Raw genomic sequence first — 17636 nt, 5'->3', positions numbered from 1 at the left:
CGCGCCCTCACGCGTTGCTACGCCCCGACGTCGCGCCTTTGCAGCGCAACCGCGCTCAGCAACACCAGCCCCGCCGAGATTCCCCATAGCCAGCCGGCGGCGGCCCAATCCGCCCCGTTGGTCACCGGTGAGTTGCCGTAGGCCCAGTGATACGGGGAGAGATTGAGCAGCCAGTTAAGGTCCGGGCTTTGCCTGCCCACGGCGTTGAACACGTAACCCATCACGCCGATGGCCGCCCCCACCGCGAGCCCGTATGCTTTCCGCCCTGTCAGTGCTCCGGCAAAAAGTGCCCCCGTGCCGCTGAGGAGCGCGAGGCCGGCAAACATAACCGTGGCACCGAACAGGTTTTGCGGGTTGATTTTCAGCTGCGCCGATTCATTGAGCGTGAGTATCAGCACGTGGACCAACACCGCGAGCAGGACCACGCGCAACGCCATGGCCAAGGCTCGCTCCAGCGCGACCTGGATCCTGGTCACCCCGTGGGCAAGCGTGAGTTCCAATTGTCCGGACTCCTCGTCACCGGCTACTGCGGCAGCGCCCCAGGAAACGGTGGCGATTGTCATGAGGAGAAAGCCGATGAGCCCGAACACCGTGGCTTGGGTGTACCCGGTGCCTGTGGCGATCTGGTCGTAGTTCAAGGCCTTGGTCATTTCCGGTGGCAAGGCATTGATCATGCCCTGCATTTGCGAGCTGCCGCCGATCGAAGGGAAGAGAGGGAGGTAGAGCGCGATCGCAGCCGCTAACCCGCCCGCCCAGCCTAGGGTTGAACGCCAGGGGTCCAGGAAGGCCCGCCTGAAGAGAGGCAGTTTCCTATTCATCGCCGGCTCCTTTCAATGCCTCCAAAGGCTTGCGTCCAGCGCCGTTTCGCTTGCCGTTTCCGGGCATTCCGTACAGCTTCAGCACCGATTCCTCCAGGTCAGGCTCTTCCAGCACCAGGTCCTTCAGCTCAAGCGTGGACAGCGCCTGTATCAACGGTTGGAAGCCGCCTTCCAGAACCGCGGAGACCTCGACGCCGTCGCCCACTTCGAGCACCTCAAGGGCCCCGACGCCGGGTACCCGGCTTAGCAGCGCACCGGCGTCGTCCGCTGTGATGCCGCTGGCGGTGAGCCGCAAGTGCCGAAGTGCGGTCTCTCGGAGGGCATCCACGGTGGCTACCGTGACGATCTTGCCGTCCCGCAGGATCGCCACCTCGTCCGCGGCCTGCTGGACTTCGCTGAGGACATGCGAACTCAGGAAGACGGTCTGTCCGTTGTTGCGGACTTCCCTCACCATGGCCAGGAACTCCTGCTGGACCAAGGGATCCAGCCCGCTGGTAGGTTCGTCCAAAACGAGGAGCTCGGGGCTGTGCATGAACGCCTGGACCAGTCCAAGCTTCTGCTTGTTGCCTTTGGAAAGCTTGCGTGTGTGGCGGTCGAGGTCCAGGTCCAAACGTTCCGCGAGTTCGTCGATACGTCCGGGTTTCACTGGGCCGCTAATCGCCGCGTAGTGGTCCAGGAGCCTGCGTCCGGTGATGCGCTGTTCCAGGAATAGCTCGCCTGGGAGATAGCCGATCCTGCGTCGCAGTTCGGGTCCGGCGTGGCGCGGATCTTCGCCGAGCACCTGAACATGTCCACCGCTTGGGCGGATGATGTCCAACAGGCAGCGCATGGTGGTGGTCTTCCCCGCACCGTTGGGGCCGATGACGCCGAATACGCTGCCCGGTTCCACGTTGAAGTCGATGCCGTGCAGGACTTCCCGACGGCCGAACTGCTTGCGCAGGCCTTCGACGACGATTGCCTGTTTCATGATGCGGTCTCCGTTCCAGTGGGTGCCGGTGCCGGTGCCGGTGCAGGCGCCGGTGCCTCCAGGGCTGCGCGCGCTGCATCGAGGAACCGGGTGTCGGTGTAGAAACCGTGGGTGTAGAGGTCGACGGTGGGGAGCGTCAACGCGCGGAGCATGTCAGGACCCAGCTCGCTCGTCCCGACTGCCCGGGCCGCGTGCCTGCCGAGCACCAGTGTCGAAAGGCTATTCGTCGCGACCACGACGGCGGTGGTTGCCACGTCGTCGAAGGCCCGGACGGTGCCGCCCGCGATTCCGGCCTCGATAATGGCCCGGGTTTGGGCCACCACGGCGTCAAAGAAGGCGTCGCCGGCGTCGGACTGGTCGCTGAGGGACTGCCGGACGTAGGCGATCTCGTGGGCGTATTGCTCGGGGTGTGACAGGAACTCCTGAATCTGCGTCCCCACCTCTTGAGGGTCGGTTTTCCGGATGCCCTGTCCCGCGGTTTCGGCCAACACATAGCTGTCGCAGACTTCCCGGAGGCCAGCTTTGCTGCCGAAATGGTGGATCACAAGGCCAGGGCTGACTCCGGCCTCAGCAGCGACGGCGCGGATGGTGGCGGCGGAGAAGCCTTGCCTGCCGAACAGGGCAATGGCGGCGTCCCGGATGCGGGCGCGGGTGCTGAGATCGTCAGCTATTGAACGCATGTTTAACATGCTAAACAGTTGTTCAATGGCTCGCAAGAGTTTGGTGATATTCCCTCAGGGACTCGGCTCGGCTAGGTCCCAGCGGCCGTCGTCGTGCTTTATTCCCGGTTTGCCGGGTAGCGAACAAAGGCGACTTCGCCCGCGCGGTCGCGTACCGTGGAAGCATGGCTACAGTTGACATCACCGGCGAGCAGTTCGCATCGACCATTGAGGGCAATGACATTGTCCTGGTGGATTTCTGGGCAGCGTGGTGCGGCCCGTGCAGGCAGTTTGCCCCTACATATCAAGCCGCTTCCGAGAAGCACGACGATGTTTTCTTCGCCAAGGTGGACACCGAGGCCGAGCAGCAGCTCGCAGCCGAAGCCGGCATATCTTCCATCCCCACGCTCATGGCGTTCCGCGAAAAAGTCCTTGTGTTCTCCCAGCCGGGCGCACTGAACGGACCCCAGCTTGAGCAGGTCATCGAGGCCGTCAAGGGGCTCGATATGGATGAGGTCCACGCGCACATCGCAAAGCAGCGCGCAGAAAACTCTTAGAAGTGGCTTCGGCTGCTCCCGTGGGAGCAGCCGACGCTAGTTAGAGACGCTCGAGTTTCACTGGCTCGGCCAGCAGCGCGCTAAGCGATTCGTTGAGGTCCTGGACGGCGATCCCTTTGGAGTGGATGTCGAGGTGCTCCTCGGAAGCCCACTGCTCGGTCAGGACCAGTTTGGCCTCGTTGGCCTCGGTGAGCTCGTAACGGATGCAGCCCGGCTCGTTCACCACTTCGTCGATCGCGATTTCCAGCGCGAGCTTGACGCGGAAGAATTCGCCGTCGTTGGGAATGAACGTGGCCTGCAGGTCGATGGGTGCACTCATGGGCTTCACCTTACCGGCTGGCCCCGAAAGCTCCCGAAATATTTTGTAGGACTTCCAAGCAAAAGTCTTCTCTTGGACCGGCTCAGTTGGTAGCGTGCGTTCATGCTTTCCTACACAGCCGGGGACACTGACGTCCCGCTGCTTGAAGAGACCATCGGCGCCAACTTCGAGCGCGTCGCGGCGCAGTTCCCGCTAAGGGATGCGCTCATCGAAGCGGCTCCCGTGCCGGGCGGTGAGGCCCGGCGCTGGAGCTACGAAAAACTGAACGACGACGTCGATCGGCTCGCGCGTGCGCTCCTCGCCGTGGGCGTTGCCAAGGGTGACAGGGTAGGCATCTGGAGCCCGAACTGCGCCGAATGGACCATCCTGCAGTACGCCACGGCGAAGGCGGGCGCGATCCTGGTCAACGTCAACCCGGCGTACCGCAGCCACGAACTCGAATTCGTGGTCCGCCAGAACGGCATGCGGATGCTGGTGGCCGCGCCGTCTGACAAGAACAGCGACTATGTGGCCATGGCCCGTGGGGCTTTGGGTAGCTGCCCCGAGCTTCGGGAGCTGGTTTTCCTTCCCGATTTCGGACTGGACATGCTCAACGCAGGCGAGCCACAAACTGACGCCGAGCTGACGTACGCCGAACTGCTCAAGCGGGCGGACGACGTCGCGCCCTCAGCGCTCAAGGCGCGCATGGCCGAACTGGGCCCGCACGATCCCATCAATCTGCAATACACCTCGGGGACCACAGGCTTCCCCAAGGGCGCCACGCTCACGCACCACAACATCCTCAACAACGGCAACCAGATCGGCAGGCTGCTGGGTTACACGGAACGCGATCGGGTGGTCCTTCCGGTGCCGTTCTACCACTGTTTTGGCATGGTGATCGGGAACTTGAATGCCCTCAGCTACGGCGCGGCCACCATCATTCCCGGCCGAGGATTCACCCCGGCGGCAGCCTTGGAAGCCGTGCAGGATTTTGGCGGGACCTCCCTGTACGGGGTGCCCACCATGTTCATCGCCGAGCTGGCTTTGCCCGATTTCGCTTCCTATGACCTTTCCACGCTGCGCACCGGCGTCATGGCCGGCTCACTGTGCCCCATCGAGGTCATGGAAAGAGTCATCGAGGAGATGAACATGCGGGACGTGGCCATTTGCTACGGAATGACCGAGACTTCGCCCGTGTCCACCATGACCCTGGCGGCTGACACACTGGAGCAGAGGACCACGACAGTAGGGCGCACCATGCCCCGCCTCGAGTCCAAGATCGTGGATCCCAGCACCGGCGAAACCATGGAACGGGGGGAGATCGGCGAACTGTGCACGCGAGGTTACGCCGTGATGGCCGGGTATTGGGGCCAGCCGGAGAAAACAGCCGAGGCAATCGACGACGACGGCTGGATGCATACCGGTGACCTCGCCCGGATGGACCCTGACGGTTTCATCGTGATCGAGGGCCGCATGAAGGACATGGTCATCCGCGGAGGCGAGAACGTCTATCCACGCGAAATCGAGGAGTTCCTCTACCGGCATCCCGCCATTCAGGACGTCCAGGTGATCGGAGTGCCTGATGCCAAGTACGGCGAGGAACTCATGGCCTGCATCATCCTCAAGCCAGGAGCGGCTTTGGACTTGGTTGGAGTCCAGGAGTTCTGCCGCGGCAGGCTGGCCCACTACAAGATCCCGCGCTACGTGGACATACGGGAGAGCTTCCCCATGACCGTGTCCGGCAAGGTACGCAAGATCGATATGCGAGAAGAGGCGATCGCTCGCCTGGGACTCTAGTCCAACGCGGGGTCACTTACGGCCCATGCCGGGCAGCAACATGGGCCGTAAGTGACCCCGCGTTGCCGTGTTTGGAAGTCTGCTTGTGGATAACTCCTTGTCGGGGTCCATTTGCGGACAAACTGGATCCCATGGTCCGCATCATTCCGCTGCCGAAGGAACTCGGTAACCGTCCTTTCACGGTCTATGAATCCCGTGTACTTGGCGTCGCTCCGAAGCGGCTCCGGGCCAGGGATGTGTCCGACGGCGGTCGCCTGATTTACTTGCCTGCGGGTCGTGAGTTTGCGTTTGCCGAACGAGCGCGGGTCCTTGCCGCGGCAACACCGGGCGCCTGGGTGTCCCATGAGAGCGCCGCGGTACTGACCCGGCTCGGCCTTCCTCCGTGGCTGGGCGGCGGTGAGACGGTCCACCTCAGCAAACCCCATGAGCTTCCCCGGGTCCGCCGGACGGGAGTGACGGGGCACCGCGTGCGCGTCCTCCCTGGCGAAGTCACGGAAATAGACGGAATTCCGGTGTCTTCGCCATCCCGTACGTGGATCGATCTGGCGCATCAGTTGCCGCTGCCGTACGTGATTGCCATGGGTGATCAGTTGATCCGCATGCCCCGGCCGGGCTTTGAAGGAAGGACGGAACCCTACTCGAACAAGGAAGGGCTGCGCCTTCTTGTCCGGCAACATCCAAACATGAAAGGCGTGGAGAAGGCCCGGCTTGCCCTTGAAGACATGCGGGTTGGTGCAGACTCGTTTCAGGAGACATTCCTGCGGCTGGCCATGTTGGATGCGCGGTTGCCTGAACCGGAATTGCAGCTCCGCCTCGATCCGGACGATCTGTGGTCGCCGTCCGCGGACCTGGGTTACCGGCGGTTTCGGATCGCCGTACAGTATGACGGCGCCCCGCATCTCACGCGGGAACAGCAAACAAGGGACAACCGAAGGGACGAGGCTTTCACCAGCGCCGGCTGGTCCTACTTCAAGGCCAACGCCCATGACCTGGCCGAAGGGTTCAGAGGTCTCATTGTCCGGGTCAAGCGGGCGAAACTCCGCTCCGTATAAGCCAACGCGGGGTCACTTACGGCCCATGCCGGGCAGCAACATGGGCCGGAACTGACCCCGCGTTGCTAGTGCCCTCGGTGGTCCTGGATGGTCATGCGCGGTCCGAACGTCGGTTTGCGGAAGCCGCTGAGCCCGAGCATCCGGACCACTCGCTGCCGATGCCCGCGCCAAGGCTCCAGCAGGGCGATCATTCCCGCGTCGTCCGCTTTCCTGCCGGTGAGGGCATAGCCGACATACGAGGCCAAATGGTAGTCGCCCACCGCGATCGAGTCAGGGCAGCCGTGGGTCCGTTGGACAACCTCGGCAGCAGTCCAGATACCGATTCCCGGGATGGTTTGCATCTTTGTTCCGGCTTCCGCCGCGCTGAGTGAGGCGAGGCGTTCAAGCGCGACGGCGGATCGCAGCGCCCGCATGACCGTTGCCGAACGCTGGGGACCCACACCGGCCTTGTGCCATTCCCACGAGGGAACGGCGAGCCATTGGTCTGCGGACGGCGCGACGAGCATGCCCGACGGCGCGAGGCGGCCAGCGCTCGGGGCCTCAGTTCCGTATCGGTACATCAAGTAGCGGTAGCCCCGCCGCGCTTCGATAGTGGTGACTTTTTGCTCAAGAATCGTGGGCACGAGCGAGTCCACCACCCGCCCGGTGGAGGGTAGCCGGACGGCGAGGTTCCGGCGTCGGGCTTCCCTGATCATGCGCGGAAGCGTGGCGTGGAACGCGGCTTCGTCAAAGCCCGACCAGTCGTCACCGCTTCCCAGCAACGCTGGCACGGAGTTAATCGCAGAACCCGCGCCGGATCCCCAAGCCTGGGCATCCACATGCGTGTCCGGTCCCCGTCCGGCGGCGGTGAGGCGTAGGGTGACTGGACCGTCCGGCGTCGTGAACGCCATCCACACGCCGTCATGCCGCACCGCGAAGGACGGATCCCCGTTGCCGCGCATGAGGATTCCCAGTGTCTGCAGAAGGTCGAACGGGCCGCCGGAGTGCCATCGCACGGACGCGTCGGCCGCAGCCGCTGCGGCGGGTGGGGCATCGACGATGGTCATTCATTCATGGTCGCATGCTCGTCCGACAACACTCCAAAAGAGCGGCGTCCAAGCCCTTACGCCGCGAAACCCGCACGACTAGACTCCACGTGTGGCGCGGGGCGTCTGCGCCTTCCATGACAATCTCAGGAGAACGCAATGGCCGGTGTAGTGCATTTCGAAATCCCCGCGGACGACAAGGAGCGGGCCAACACTTTCTACCAGGGTGCCTTCGGCTGGATGCTCAACCCCATGCAGGAGATGGACTACACGATCGCAATCACTACGCCTTCAGACCCGCAGACGGGCATGCCGAGCGCGCCTGGGGCCATCAATGGTGCATTGTTCCCGCGCTCGGAAGAGTTGAAGACGCCCATCATCACGGTTGACGTCGAAGACATCGAAGCTTCGCTTGGCCAGATCGAGAGTGCGGGCGGTTCGGTGGTCAAGGGCAAGGATGCTGTTCCGGGCATGGGCTACTACGCGTATTTCAAGGACACTGAAGGCAACATCCTCGGCCTCTGGGAGACCGACTCTTCGGCAGGAAGCCCTGCATCGGCTGAATAAGGCGATTGCTCGGAGGGCCTAGTTCGGGATCGTCCCGGGCTGGCCCTATTCCCCGAAGCGCCCGCGGGCCTCGGCCGGAATCAACGGCTTCTCGGCGCGGACCTTGAGTTCCTGCACCGCCCAGGTGTTGCCGTCCGGGTCGGCGAAGCCGAAGAACGTGCCGCCGTCGCGCTCGTCAAAGACCGTGATTTCGCTCGCCTCGACCCCGCGGGCGAGCAATTCTTCGCGTGCGGCGCGCGCATCCGCGACGACAAGCTGCAGACCCCGCATGGAACCCGGCGCCATCTCGTTCTGCGCCGGCAGGTCGCCGACGACGATCGAACATCCGGAGCCCGGGGGAGTCAGCTGGGCCACGTGCATGTGCTCGTTGGTGGTGTTGTGGTCAAGGTTGAAGCCCACCTTGTCGCGGTAGAACTCGATGGCACGGTCGATGTCACTCACAGGGAGCACAACCACTTCGAGGGTCCAATCCATGGTGCATGTCCTTTCCTTGGAGGGTGTCACGGCTAGCTTGCCCCGTGAGGCCATCCCTTGGCTAGACATGGACCCGGCACGGCTAGCATCGGAGCACCCCTTGCCAAGCGGTAACTTGGTACCTATGAAGTACGCCCAGTCCGTTCTGGACCTCATTGGCAATACCCCGCTCATCAAGCTCAACCACGTGACTGGGGACATTAAAGCCACCGTTCTGGTGAAGCTCGAATATGTGAACCCCGGCGGCTCCATCAAGGACCGCATCGCAGTGAAGATGATTGAGCAGGCGGAGCGGGACGGAAAGCTCAAGCCGGGCGGAACCATCGTGGAACCCACCTCTGGCAACACCGGAGTAGGACTTGCCCTGGTGGCCCAGCAAAAGGGATACAAGTGCATTTTCGTCGTCCCGGACAAGGTGGGCGAGGACAAGCGTGCCGTGCTCCAGGCCTACGGAGCCGAGGTCGTGGTCACTCCCACCTCCGTGGCCCCGGACAGTCCCCAAAGCTATTACAGCGTCTCCGACCGGCTCGTGTCCGAAATCCCCGGAGCCTACAAGCCGGACCAGTTCTCCAACCCCGCCGCCCCCGGTAGCCACTACGAGACCACGGGACCCGAGATCTGGCGTGATACCGACGGCAAGATCACCCACGTGGTGATCGGTGCGGGCACGGGCGGCACCATCACCGGCACAGGCCGGTACCTCAAGGATGTATCTGCCGACCGGGCGGAGTCCGACGGCGGCCGAGTCAAGGTCATCGGGGCGGACCCCGCGGGCTCGGTCTACTCCGGCGGCACCGGGCGGCCCTACTTCGTGGAAGGCGTCGGCGAAGACATGTGGCCGGCCAACTACGACAAGACCGTGCCGGACGACGTCATTGCCGTCAGCGATGCCGATTCCTTCGAGATGACCCGTCGCCTGGCCCGCGAGGAAGGCCTTCTGGTGGGAGGATCCTCCGGCATGGCAGTGGTCGCCGCGTTGCAGGTGGCCAAAGACCTCGGCGAGGAAGCCGTCGTCGTCGTGATCCTGCCGGACTCCGGCCGCGGCTACCTGGCGAAGATCTTCAACGACAAGTGGATGCGGTCCTACGGCTTCCTCTCTGGTGGCGAGGAGGCCTCCGTCGGTGAGGTGCTCAAGTCCAAGACCGGCGAGATGCCGGACCTCGTCCACATCCACCCCAACGAGACCGTCCGCGATGTCATCAACATCATGAATGAGTTCGGGGTCTCGCACATTCCGGTCCTTTCGCAGGAACCGCCGGTGGTCATGGGCGAAGTCCTCGGCGCGGTCGATGAGCGCACCTTGACCACCAAGCTGTTCCGTGGCGAGGCGAAACTGACCGACAAGATCTCCGAGCACATGGGGGAGCGCCTGCCGGTGATCGGCTCACTCGAAACCATCTCCGCCGCGCGCGAGCTGCTGTCCGACGTCGACACCGTCATGGTGACGTTCGTCGGAGCTCCCGTGGGCATCCTGACCCGCCACGACCTTCTCGCCTACCTGAGCAACTGACACTAGGAGTTCACATGTCTGCAAACGAAGCAGGATTCAACACGCGTGCCGTCCATGCCGGCCAGGCCTTCGAACCGCGCACGGGCGCCGTGGTTCCGCCGCTGCACTTCAGCTCGACGTATGCCCAGGACGGCATAGGCGGTCTGCGCGACGGCTATGAATACGGCCGCGGCGGCAACCCCACCCGCGATGCGCTTCAGGAGCAACTGGCCGCGCTGGAAGGCGGCACCCACGCTTTCAGTTTCAGCTCGGGCCTTGCCGCCGAGGACTCCCTGATCCGTGCGATCGCCCGGCCCGGTGACCACATCGTCCTGGGCAACGACGCTTACGGCGGAACCTATCGGCTCATCAACCGCGTGCTTGGTGAGTGGGGCATCAGCAACACACCAGTGGACATGTCCAACCTTGACGCCGTCGCAGCGGCCGTCGCCGCGAATAAGACGCGCATCGTCTGGGTGGAAACTCCGTCCAACCCGATGATGAAGATCACCGATATCGAAGCGCTCGCCAAAGTAGCTCACGACGCCGGTGCCCTCCTGGTGGTCGACAACACCTTCGCGTCGCCGTACCTGCAGATCCCGCTCGCCCTGGGTGCCGACGTCGTGGTCCACTCGACCACCAAGTACATCGGCGGCCACTCGGATGTGGTAGGCGGCGCCATTGTGGTCAAGGACGCCGAGCTGGCCGAGAAGATCGGCTTCGTGCAGTTCGCCGTTGGCGCCGTGTCCGGCCCCATGGATGCGTTCCTGACCACCCGCGGCCTCAAGACGCTCGGCGTGCGCATGGACCGTCATAGCGAGAACGCCCAGGCCGTGGCCGAGTGGTTGCTCGAGCGCCCCGAAGTTGAAGCCGTGCTGTACCCGGGCCTGCCTTCCCACCCTGGCCACGAGCTCGCGGCCAAGCAGATGAAGAAGTTCGGCGGCATGATTTCCGTGCAGTTCAAGGGCGGTGAAGCCGCCGCACGCAAGGTGGCAGAGTCCACGCAGGTCTTCACGCTGGCCGAGTCCCTCGGCGGCATCGAGTCCTTGATGAACTACCCCTCGGAAATGACGCACGCTTCGGTCAAGGGCACGGAGCTGGCCGTGCCGGTCAACCTGATCCGGCTTTCCTGCGGCATCGAGGACGTCGAAGACCTGATCGCGGACCTTGAGCAGGCGATCGGCAACATCACGGACTGAAGGTCCACGAATCTGTTGACCCCCTATGGGTGCAGGTCTACGGTTGCGATTGGCGGACGGTTCTTCGCCCGCCGCAATCTATGGAGGTCCACTATGGCCATTGCAGTAATCATGGATTTCACCGGCAACAACCTCGACGACTACGACAAAGTCGTGGAGCGTCTTGGACTCACCCCTGGCGGACCGGGGGCCGCGGGCGGGCTGTTCCATTGGGTGTCCGGCACTGACGGTGGGGCCCGGGTTGTCGATGTGTGGCAGACACGCGAACAGGCAGACAGCTTCTACCAGGACACACTCGGTCCAATCTCGGCGGAACTCGGAATTCAGCAGCCGGAGATGACCTTCTACGATGTCCACAATTTCCAGACAGCAGGACCCGCCGCCTGACGGCGTGCTTATCCCGCCAGGGATCAAGTAGCTCTTTGGAAGACGACGGCGGTCTCCCGGCAGGAGCGGAAGGCCGCCATCTCCATTTATCGGCCGCACGACCTAGCTTTCTTGAGAAAAGCCAGATACCCTCTTGCCATGCCTTTACGATCCGATTGGTCCGAGCGGACGTGCAGCCTTGCCCGAGGCCTCGATATCCTCGGCGACCCGTGGGGAAGCCTGGTACTGCGGGAGATCTTCTTCGGCAACGGGCGATTCGATGCCATCAAGACGCGCCTTGGGGTGGCCGACAACGTGCTGAGCAAGCGGCTGGGTTGGCTGCTTGAGGCCGGCCTTCTTGCGCAGCGGCCCTACAGGGACGGCGCCCGGATTCGCCAAGAGTACGTCCTCACCACCAAAGGCGAGGATGCCTTGCCTGTTTTGAACGCCATCATCATCTGGTCCGAGAAACATCTCGACGCCCCCACGGATAACGCCCATATGCGTGTCATCCACAATGGTTGCGGACTGCCGACGGCATCGGCCGATACCTGCTCCCATTGCGGGTCCCGGCTCACGGCGGCCAACACCAGCTGGCATAGCCTCACAAGATCGGAACGGCCGCTCGCCCTGGCCACGGCGCCGACACTTGACCTCCCGAACGAATCGGAGCCAACCGCATGACCGCACCCAATCTCACCGAGCTCTCGGCCGGCAAGTCACCGCGGAAGCGCCGCCTTCACCCCGCGTGGATGGTGGCCGCCGTCGCGTTCTTGGCACTTGTGGGCGCCGCGGGATTCCGCGCCGCACCCGGCGTGCTCATGGTTCCGCTGCAACAGGAGTTCGGCTGGTCCACCACCGTCCTGTCTCTCGCCGTGAGCATCAACCTCGTGTTGTTCGGGCTCACTGCGCCGTTCGCCGCCGCCCTCATGGAACGCTTCGGCATCCGCACCGTCACCGCGATCGCCCTTTGCCTGATCGGCCTCGGCTCTGCCCTGACGGTGTTCGTGAACCAGTCCTGGCAAATCCTGCTGACCTGGGGCGTGCTGATCGGACTCGGCACCGGATCCATGGCCCTTGTTTTCGCTGCCACCATCGCCAACACATGGTTCTCGAAAAGCAGAGGCCTGGTGATCGGCATCTTGACAGCAGGCAGCGCCGCCGGACAGCTTGTCTTCCTACCCTTTATCGCCCTCCTTGCACAGAGCCCCGGCTGGCGCGGTGCCTCACTGCTGATCGCTGCAGGCGCGCTCGCCGTCGTGCCGCTCGTGCTGCGCTGGCTCAAAAACTCACCCGCCGACGTCGGAGTCCAGCCTTATGGAGCCGAAGAAGGCGAGCCGACGACGGCGGCAGCCGCGCCTGCTGCGGAAGGCGCCAATGCGGAGGGTACTGAAGGCGCCAAGACGCCCAACGCCGCCGTGCGGGCCTTGCAGGTGCTCAAACGCGCCAGCAAAGTGCGCACCTTCTGGGCCCTCGTGGCCGGTTTCGCCATTTGCGGGGCCACCACCAACGGCCTGATCGGCACCCACTTCATTCCCTCGGCGCACGACCACGGAATGCCGGAAACCACCGCGGCAGGCTTGCTGGCCGTCGTCGGGATCTTCGACATCGTGGGCACTATCGCTTCCGGTTGGTTGACCGACCGCTTCAACCCCAAGGTGCTCCTGGCTGTGTACTACCAATTCCGCGGGGTCGGGCTCCTGGTCCTGCCCGTGCTGTTGAGCTCCACTGTGGAACCCAGCATGATCCTGTTCGTGGTGGTCTACGGCCTGGACTGGGTAGCAACAGTGCCCCCGACGGCGGCAATCTGCCGCAAGGTGTTCGGCGCCGACGGCTCGGTGGTGTTCGGCTGGGTCTTCGCCGCGCACCAGCTCGGGGCCGCGGCTGCCGCGCTCCTGGCCGGTTACATCCGCGACGCCACGGGCCACTACACCTACGCATGGATCGGCGCCGCCGCGATGTGCACCGTGGCCGCAGTCATCAGCGCGACCATCCGCAAGGACGCGGGGAAGAAGGAACCCGTCCCGGTCGGAGCTTAGGCTCCGGAGCCTAGCCCCGGAACGCCGGGATCCCCGTAATGTGCTGGCCCAGGATCAGGGTGTGTACCTCGTCCGTCCCTTCGTAGGTGCGCACCGATTCCAGGTTGTTGGCATGGCGCAGCGGCGGATAGTCCAGGGTGATGCCGTTGCCACCCAGGATGGTGCGGGCTTCGCGGGCGATCTTGATGGCCTCCCGCACGTTGTTGAGCTTGCCCACCGAGATCTGTTCCGGCCGCAGCTTGCCGGCATCCTTGAGCCGCCCCAGATGCAGCGCCAGCAGGGTGCCCTTCTGGATTTCCACGAGCATGTTGACGAGTTTTTCCTGGGTCAACTGGTAACTCGCCAAGGGCTTGCCGAATTGCATGCGCGTTCCGGCATATTCGAGGGCGGCCTCGTAGGAGTCCCGGGCAGCGCCCATGGCCCCCCAAGCAATGCCATAGCGGGCCTCGTTGAGGCAAGCGAACGGTCCTCGGAGCCCTTGGGCACCCGGGAGGAGGGCCTCCGAACCCAGCCGGACGGCGTCGAACCCTATATCGCACTGGACCGAGGCACGCATGGAGAGCTTCGCTTTGATGGGAGCAACGGTGACTCCCGGAGTTCCCGCCGGAACCAGGAAGCCCCGGAGGCCGTCCTCAGTATTCGCCCACACCACCATGACGTCGGCGATCGATGCCATCCCAATCCAGCGCTTCGAACCGTTCAGCACCCAGCCGGCGTCGTTGCCTGTGCCGTCACGACGCGCAAAGCTAGCCATCGACGACGGGTCCGAACCCGCCGTCGGCTCCGTCAACGCGAAGCAGCCGATCAGTTCGCCCGCAGCCATGCGGGGGAGCCATTGTTCCTTTTGCTCTTCGCTGCCCCACTGATGGATCGCGGTCATCGCGAGCGAACCTTGGACGGACACGAAGGTGCGAATGCCGGAATCCCCAGCCTCGAGTTCCATTGCGGCAAGGCCGTATTCGACGGCGGTACGGCCCGGACAGCCGTAGCCCTCCAGATGCATGCCAAGGACACCGAGTTCACCAAGCTCCGGCGGCAGCTCCCGCGGGAAGACGGCGTCCTCGTACCACCGGGCGATGTTTGGCCGGATGCGCTGGTCCGTAAAGTCGCGCACCTTCTCGCGAAGCTCCAACTCCTCGCTGCTCAAGAGGGAATCGAGGTCGAGGATATCGGAGGTATTCGTCGTTGAATGGCTCATGCCAGCATCCTAAGGCCGGGCATGCTCCCCGGGCGGCCTGCAGTGTCCGCTCTCGCGCGGCTGACCGCTGCGCCGTGCCAGAATTGAGGCATGGCCGCGGCGGAGGTGAATGGAACAGGACTGCCGCTACCGGCAGTCGAGGGGATCGGGCGACGCCGCATAGTGGCCGGCCTCGTCCTGGCTTTGCTGCTTCCAGTCACCATAGAAGTCTTGGTGTCGTTGCTGCATTACCGGAACTTCGCCATGATCATGCTCCTCCAGTTGGCCGTCGCCGCCGCGGTTGCCGCCATCGGTGGATTGTGGCCAGCGGTGGTGGCGGCGGTCCTTGGCAGCGCCCTCTTGAACTACTTTTCGGCCGAGCCCGTGGGTTCCCTGTCCATTGCCGACCCCTCCACCCTCTTTACTTTGGTCATCTTCCTGGCCGTGGCGTGCGGTGTGGCGCTCGCCGTGGGCTTGGCTACCCGGCGGGCCCAGGAAGCCGCGCACTCCGGCGCGGAGGCAAAGGCCCTGAGCGAATTGGCCCTGCGCATCCTACGCTCGGACGGCAGCCTGGAGTCCTTCTTGGACAAGGTCCGAGTCAACCTCGGCATGGACGCGGTGACGCTGTTGTCCACTTTTGAGTCGCCGGACGCAGCCGGCCCGGGCTGGACTGGACAGGGCTGGACTGGACAGGGCCGGACTGGACAGGGCTGGCGGGTTCTCGCAAGTTCCGGAGTCCAACCGCCGGTGACGCATGCGGCCGCTGACCATGCCGCCGTCGTCGATCCCAATTACACGCTCCTCCTCCGGGGCGGCCCGCTGTCCGAGCAGCACCGCCGCATGCTCGCCGCGTTCGGCGCTTTCGTGGTGGCCTTGCGGGAGCGGCAGCAGCTGGTCAAGAGCAGGCAGGACAACGTGCGCCTGGCGGAGGGCAACAAAATGCGCACCTCCATCCTTCGCGCCGTCTCCCATGATCTCCGCACTCCGCTGGCGGGCATCAAACTTGCCGTCAGCAGCCTGCGCCAGGAGGACGTGACGTTCGCTCCGGAGGACGAACGTGAACTGCTGGCCACCATCGAGGACTACGCCGACCGCCTCGATCACTTGGTGGACAACCTGCTGGACATGTCCCGCATCACCGCCGATGCCGTGAACCCGCTGCTGCGCGGCCTGGGCTGRCACCAGATCCTGCCGGAGGCTTTGCGCGGCGTGCCGGGGGAGCGGATCCGCAACGAGCTTCCGGCCAACCTTCCGTATATAGAGGCCGACGCCGGGATGCTGGAACGCGTCGTGGCGAACCTTGTGGAGAACGCAGTGAAATACGCTCCGGACTCGGACGTTGTGCTGGTGGCCCGCGCCGGCGCGGGCATTGCCGTGGATGGGCGGCCGGCCAGTGAACTGCGGGTGACGGATCATGGCCGGGGGATCGCGCCCGCTGGGGTGCTGGAGTTGTTCCAACCTTTCCAACGCCTCGATGATTCCGCCTCGAGCAGGGACGGACGCAGCGGAATCGGACTGGGGCTCGCCGTCGCCAAAGGATTCACTGAAGCCATGGGCGGTACGCTCATGGCGGAGGCGACTCCGGGAGGAGGGCTGACTATGGTGGTCACACTCCCGCTGTGGACAGGAGGGCGGCCATGAACCTGGTACTGATTGTGGAAGATGAGGTCCAGATCGCACGGGCCATGCAGATCAATCTCCATGCCCACGGCTACCGTGCCATCAGCGTCGGCAACGGAACGGACGCGCTCAAAGCCGCCGCACAACAGCCCGTGGACATTGTGGTGCTGGATCTTGGCCTGCCGGATATGGATGGCGTGGATGTCATCCGGGGCATCCGGGGCTGGAGCACCATGCCCATCATCGTCTTGTCCGCCCGGCATGGTTCGGAAGACAAAGTGGAGGCCCTCGACGCCGGCGCCGACGACTACGTCACCAAGCCCTTCGGCCTGGATGAACTCCTGGCTCGGCTCCGTGCCGCCTCGCGTCGGGCAGCACCACGGCATGAGGTGCCGACGCTCCAAACCGCGGATTTCCTGGTTGACCTGGCCGGAAAGAAGATCACCAAGGACGGCGCCGAAGTGCGGCTTACGCCCACGGAATGGAACATCCTGGAGTTGCTTGTGCGCAACGCCGGCCGACTGGTCAGCCAGCAACAGATCCTCACCCAGGTCTGGGGACAGGCCTATGCCAAGGAGACCCAGTACCTGCGGGTTTACATAGCCCAGCTCCGGCGCAAACTCGAACGCGACCCCGCACAGCCCCGGCATCTGCACACCGAGGCCGGCATGGGCTATCGCTTCGATCCGTAGCCGCGTACGTAGACTGTATCCATGGATACCGCATCGTTGCTTGCTGTTTGCCGGGTACACGAGCTCCTGCCTGACCTTGAGGGGTCAGTTGGGGTGACGGCCATTGACAAACGACCCGTCGAGGGCCCGGTGAAGGTCCACAAACTGGGCATCCACGGAGACATCCAAGCCAGCCGGATCCACCACGGCGGCGAGGACCAGGCGCTCTATGCCTACTCCCAAGCCGACGCCGATTACTGGGCGAAGGAACTCCAGCGGGAAATGCCTGCCGGTATCTTCGGGGAAAACCTCCGCGTCGCCGGAATCGAGACCAGCGGTGCCGTGATCGGCGAACGCTGGAAAATCGGCCTGGACGTGGAAGTTGAAGTCACTTCACCCAGGGTGCCCTGCGCGACCTTCCAGCGCCGCATGAATGAACCGCAGTGGGTCAAGCGCTTCACGGAGGCGGGACGGGTCGGCACCTACCTGCGTGTGGTGAGGACCGGGACCATTTCGGCCGGGGATTACATCCACAAATTGTTTGTGCCGAAGCATGGCATCACTGTGGGGCAATGGTTCAGCAACCCCAACCTGGAGGACATGCAACTGCTGCTCGACGCCGAGGCGGACGGCGAAGTCCTGCTGCAGTCCGACTACCACGACACCTTCGAAAAACTCATGCGCCGCAACGGCGTCGAGGCCTGAAAGCTGCTTCCGGACGGCCATCCAGAGAGCCGGACTTGAGGGGCACTTGGGTGCCGATGTGCGCAAGCTCACCGCCGTCGTCGACAGTTGTGTCACGAGGACGCTAGTCTGTGCCCTACAATTGAAATATCCCCCACTCCGGAAATCCCTTTTTCC

Annotated in this window: 19 protein-coding genes; 12 read left to right on the top strand and 7 right to left on the bottom strand. The window is 64.0% G+C overall.

Annotation, left to right across the window (positions count from 1 at the left end; translation table 11 throughout):
• Nucleotides 1-17: 17 nt before the first annotated feature.
• From AC1DLO_RS04630 to AC1DLO_RS04620, 3 genes are read right to left on the bottom strand one after another with little or no spacing between them, the layout of a single operon-like run.
• The gene (locus AC1DLO_RS04630) at nucleotides 18-818 is read right to left on the bottom strand and encodes an ABC transporter permease subunit (RefSeq protein ID WP_476889413.1); all 801 of its coding nucleotides are present in this window, start codon (nucleotides 816-818) and stop codon (nucleotides 18-20) included.
• Nucleotides 811-1785 (bottom strand): ABC transporter ATP-binding protein, encoded by a 975-nt coding sequence (locus tag AC1DLO_RS04625; RefSeq protein WP_476889412.1) that lies wholly within the window; start codon nucleotides 1783-1785, stop codon nucleotides 811-813. The genes AC1DLO_RS04630 and AC1DLO_RS04625 overlap by 8 nt, the downstream gene beginning before the upstream one ends.
• Nucleotides 1782-2465 carry a TetR/AcrR family transcriptional regulator gene (locus AC1DLO_RS04620; protein ID WP_476889411.1) on the bottom strand — a complete coding sequence of 228 codons (684 nt, stop codon included), beginning with the start codon at nucleotides 2463-2465 and terminating at the stop codon, nucleotides 1782-1784. Before AC1DLO_RS04620 ends, AC1DLO_RS04625 begins: the two co-directional genes overlap by 4 nt.
• Before the next feature lie 164 nt (nucleotides 2466-2629).
• On the opposite strand from AC1DLO_RS04620, the gene AC1DLO_RS04615 reads away from it, so the two are divergent.
• Nucleotides 2630-3001 carry a thioredoxin family protein gene (locus AC1DLO_RS04615; RefSeq protein ID WP_059387274.1) on the top strand — a complete coding sequence of 124 codons (372 nt, stop codon included), beginning with the start codon at nucleotides 2630-2632 and terminating at the stop codon, nucleotides 2999-3001.
• A 40-nt stretch (nucleotides 3002-3041) separates the two neighbouring features.
• On the opposite strand, the gene AC1DLO_RS04610 is transcribed toward AC1DLO_RS04615, so the two are convergent.
• Nucleotides 3042-3320: a putative quinol monooxygenase gene (locus AC1DLO_RS04610; RefSeq protein ID WP_476889410.1), complete on the bottom strand. Its 279-nt coding sequence runs from the start codon at nucleotides 3318-3320 to the stop codon at nucleotides 3042-3044.
• Between the two features lie 102 nt (nucleotides 3321-3422).
• On the opposite strand from AC1DLO_RS04610, the gene AC1DLO_RS04605 reads away from it, so the two are divergent.
• Nucleotides 3423-5096, top strand: coding sequence for an AMP-binding protein (locus tag AC1DLO_RS04605; RefSeq protein WP_476889409.1), 1674 nt, complete (start codon nucleotides 3423-3425; stop codon nucleotides 5094-5096).
• A 131-nt stretch (nucleotides 5097-5227) separates the two neighbouring features.
• Nucleotides 5228-6148, top strand: a complete 921-nt coding sequence (locus tag AC1DLO_RS04600) for a hypothetical protein (RefSeq protein WP_476889408.1) — start codon at nucleotides 5228-5230, stop codon at nucleotides 6146-6148.
• 65 nt (nucleotides 6149-6213) lie between these two features.
• Here AC1DLO_RS04600 and AC1DLO_RS04595 read toward each other — a convergent pair whose 3' ends face one another.
• Nucleotides 6214-7194: a DNA-3-methyladenine glycosylase family protein gene (locus AC1DLO_RS04595; RefSeq protein WP_476889407.1), complete on the bottom strand. Its 981-nt coding sequence runs from the start codon at nucleotides 7192-7194 to the stop codon at nucleotides 6214-6216.
• A 138-nt stretch (nucleotides 7195-7332) separates the two neighbouring features.
• On the opposite strand from AC1DLO_RS04595, the gene AC1DLO_RS04590 reads away from it, so the two are divergent.
• Nucleotides 7333-7740 (top strand): VOC family protein, encoded by a 408-nt coding sequence (locus tag AC1DLO_RS04590; RefSeq protein WP_476889406.1) that lies wholly within the window; start codon nucleotides 7333-7335, stop codon nucleotides 7738-7740.
• Between the two features lie 45 nt (nucleotides 7741-7785).
• On the opposite strand, the gene AC1DLO_RS04585 is transcribed toward AC1DLO_RS04590, so the two are convergent.
• Nucleotides 7786-8214, bottom strand: a complete 429-nt coding sequence (locus AC1DLO_RS04585) for a VOC family protein (protein ID WP_476889405.1) — start codon at nucleotides 8212-8214, stop codon at nucleotides 7786-7788.
• 124 nt (nucleotides 8215-8338) lie between these two features.
• Here AC1DLO_RS04585 and AC1DLO_RS04580 point away from each other — a divergent pair, with 124 nt between their 5' ends.
• From AC1DLO_RS04580 to AC1DLO_RS04560, 5 genes are all read left to right on the top strand, one after another.
• Entirely contained in the window at nucleotides 8339-9724 is a 1386-nt protein-coding gene (locus tag AC1DLO_RS04580; protein WP_184738359.1) for a cystathionine beta-synthase, read from the top strand.
• 14 nt (nucleotides 9725-9738) lie between these two features.
• Complete coding sequence (locus tag AC1DLO_RS04575; RefSeq protein ID WP_476889404.1) at nucleotides 9739-10902, top strand: cystathionine gamma-synthase; 1164 nt, start codon at nucleotides 9739-9741, stop codon at nucleotides 10900-10902.
• 93 nt (nucleotides 10903-10995) lie between these two features.
• Nucleotides 10996-11289: a hypothetical protein gene (locus AC1DLO_RS04570; RefSeq protein WP_184738355.1), complete on the top strand. Its 294-nt coding sequence runs from the start codon at nucleotides 10996-10998 to the stop codon at nucleotides 11287-11289.
• 138 nt (nucleotides 11290-11427) lie between these two features.
• Nucleotides 11428-11952 (top strand): winged helix-turn-helix transcriptional regulator, encoded by a 525-nt coding sequence (locus AC1DLO_RS04565; RefSeq protein ID WP_476889403.1) that lies wholly within the window; start codon nucleotides 11428-11430, stop codon nucleotides 11950-11952.
• Nucleotides 11949-13307, top strand: a complete 1359-nt coding sequence (locus AC1DLO_RS04560) for an MFS transporter (protein ID WP_476889402.1) — start codon at nucleotides 11949-11951, stop codon at nucleotides 13305-13307. The genes AC1DLO_RS04565 and AC1DLO_RS04560 overlap by 4 nt, the downstream gene beginning before the upstream one ends.
• Nucleotides 13308-13317: 10 nt before the next feature.
• Here AC1DLO_RS04560 and AC1DLO_RS04555 read toward each other — a convergent pair whose 3' ends face one another.
• Complete coding sequence (locus AC1DLO_RS04555; RefSeq protein ID WP_476914412.1) at nucleotides 13318-14505, bottom strand: acyl-CoA dehydrogenase family protein; 1188 nt, start codon at nucleotides 14503-14505, stop codon at nucleotides 13318-13320.
• A gap of 90 nt (nucleotides 14506-14595) precedes the next feature.
• On the opposite strand from AC1DLO_RS04555, the gene AC1DLO_RS04550 reads away from it, so the two are divergent.
• From AC1DLO_RS04550 to AC1DLO_RS04540, 3 genes are read left to right on the top strand one after another with little or no spacing between them, the layout of a single operon-like run.
• On the top strand, nucleotides 14596-16125 hold the full coding sequence (locus tag AC1DLO_RS04550) for a sensor histidine kinase (RefSeq protein ID WP_476914411.1): 1530 nt from the start codon (nucleotides 14596-14598) through the stop codon (nucleotides 16123-16125).
• Nucleotides 16122-16796: a response regulator gene (locus AC1DLO_RS04545; protein WP_184738344.1), complete on the top strand. Its 675-nt coding sequence runs from the start codon at nucleotides 16122-16124 to the stop codon at nucleotides 16794-16796. The genes AC1DLO_RS04550 and AC1DLO_RS04545 overlap by 4 nt, the downstream gene beginning before the upstream one ends.
• Nucleotides 16797-16817: 21 nt before the next feature.
• Nucleotides 16818-17480, top strand: coding sequence for an MOSC domain-containing protein (locus AC1DLO_RS04540; protein WP_184738342.1), 663 nt, complete (start codon nucleotides 16818-16820; stop codon nucleotides 17478-17480).
• The last annotated feature ends 156 nt before the right edge of the window (nucleotides 17481-17636 follow it).

It is taken from the genome of Arthrobacter sp. 01T419 (genome assembly GCF_056398865.1).
Note: the sequence above shows the minus strand (reverse complement) of the source record. Positions and strands in the feature narration are given on the sequence as shown.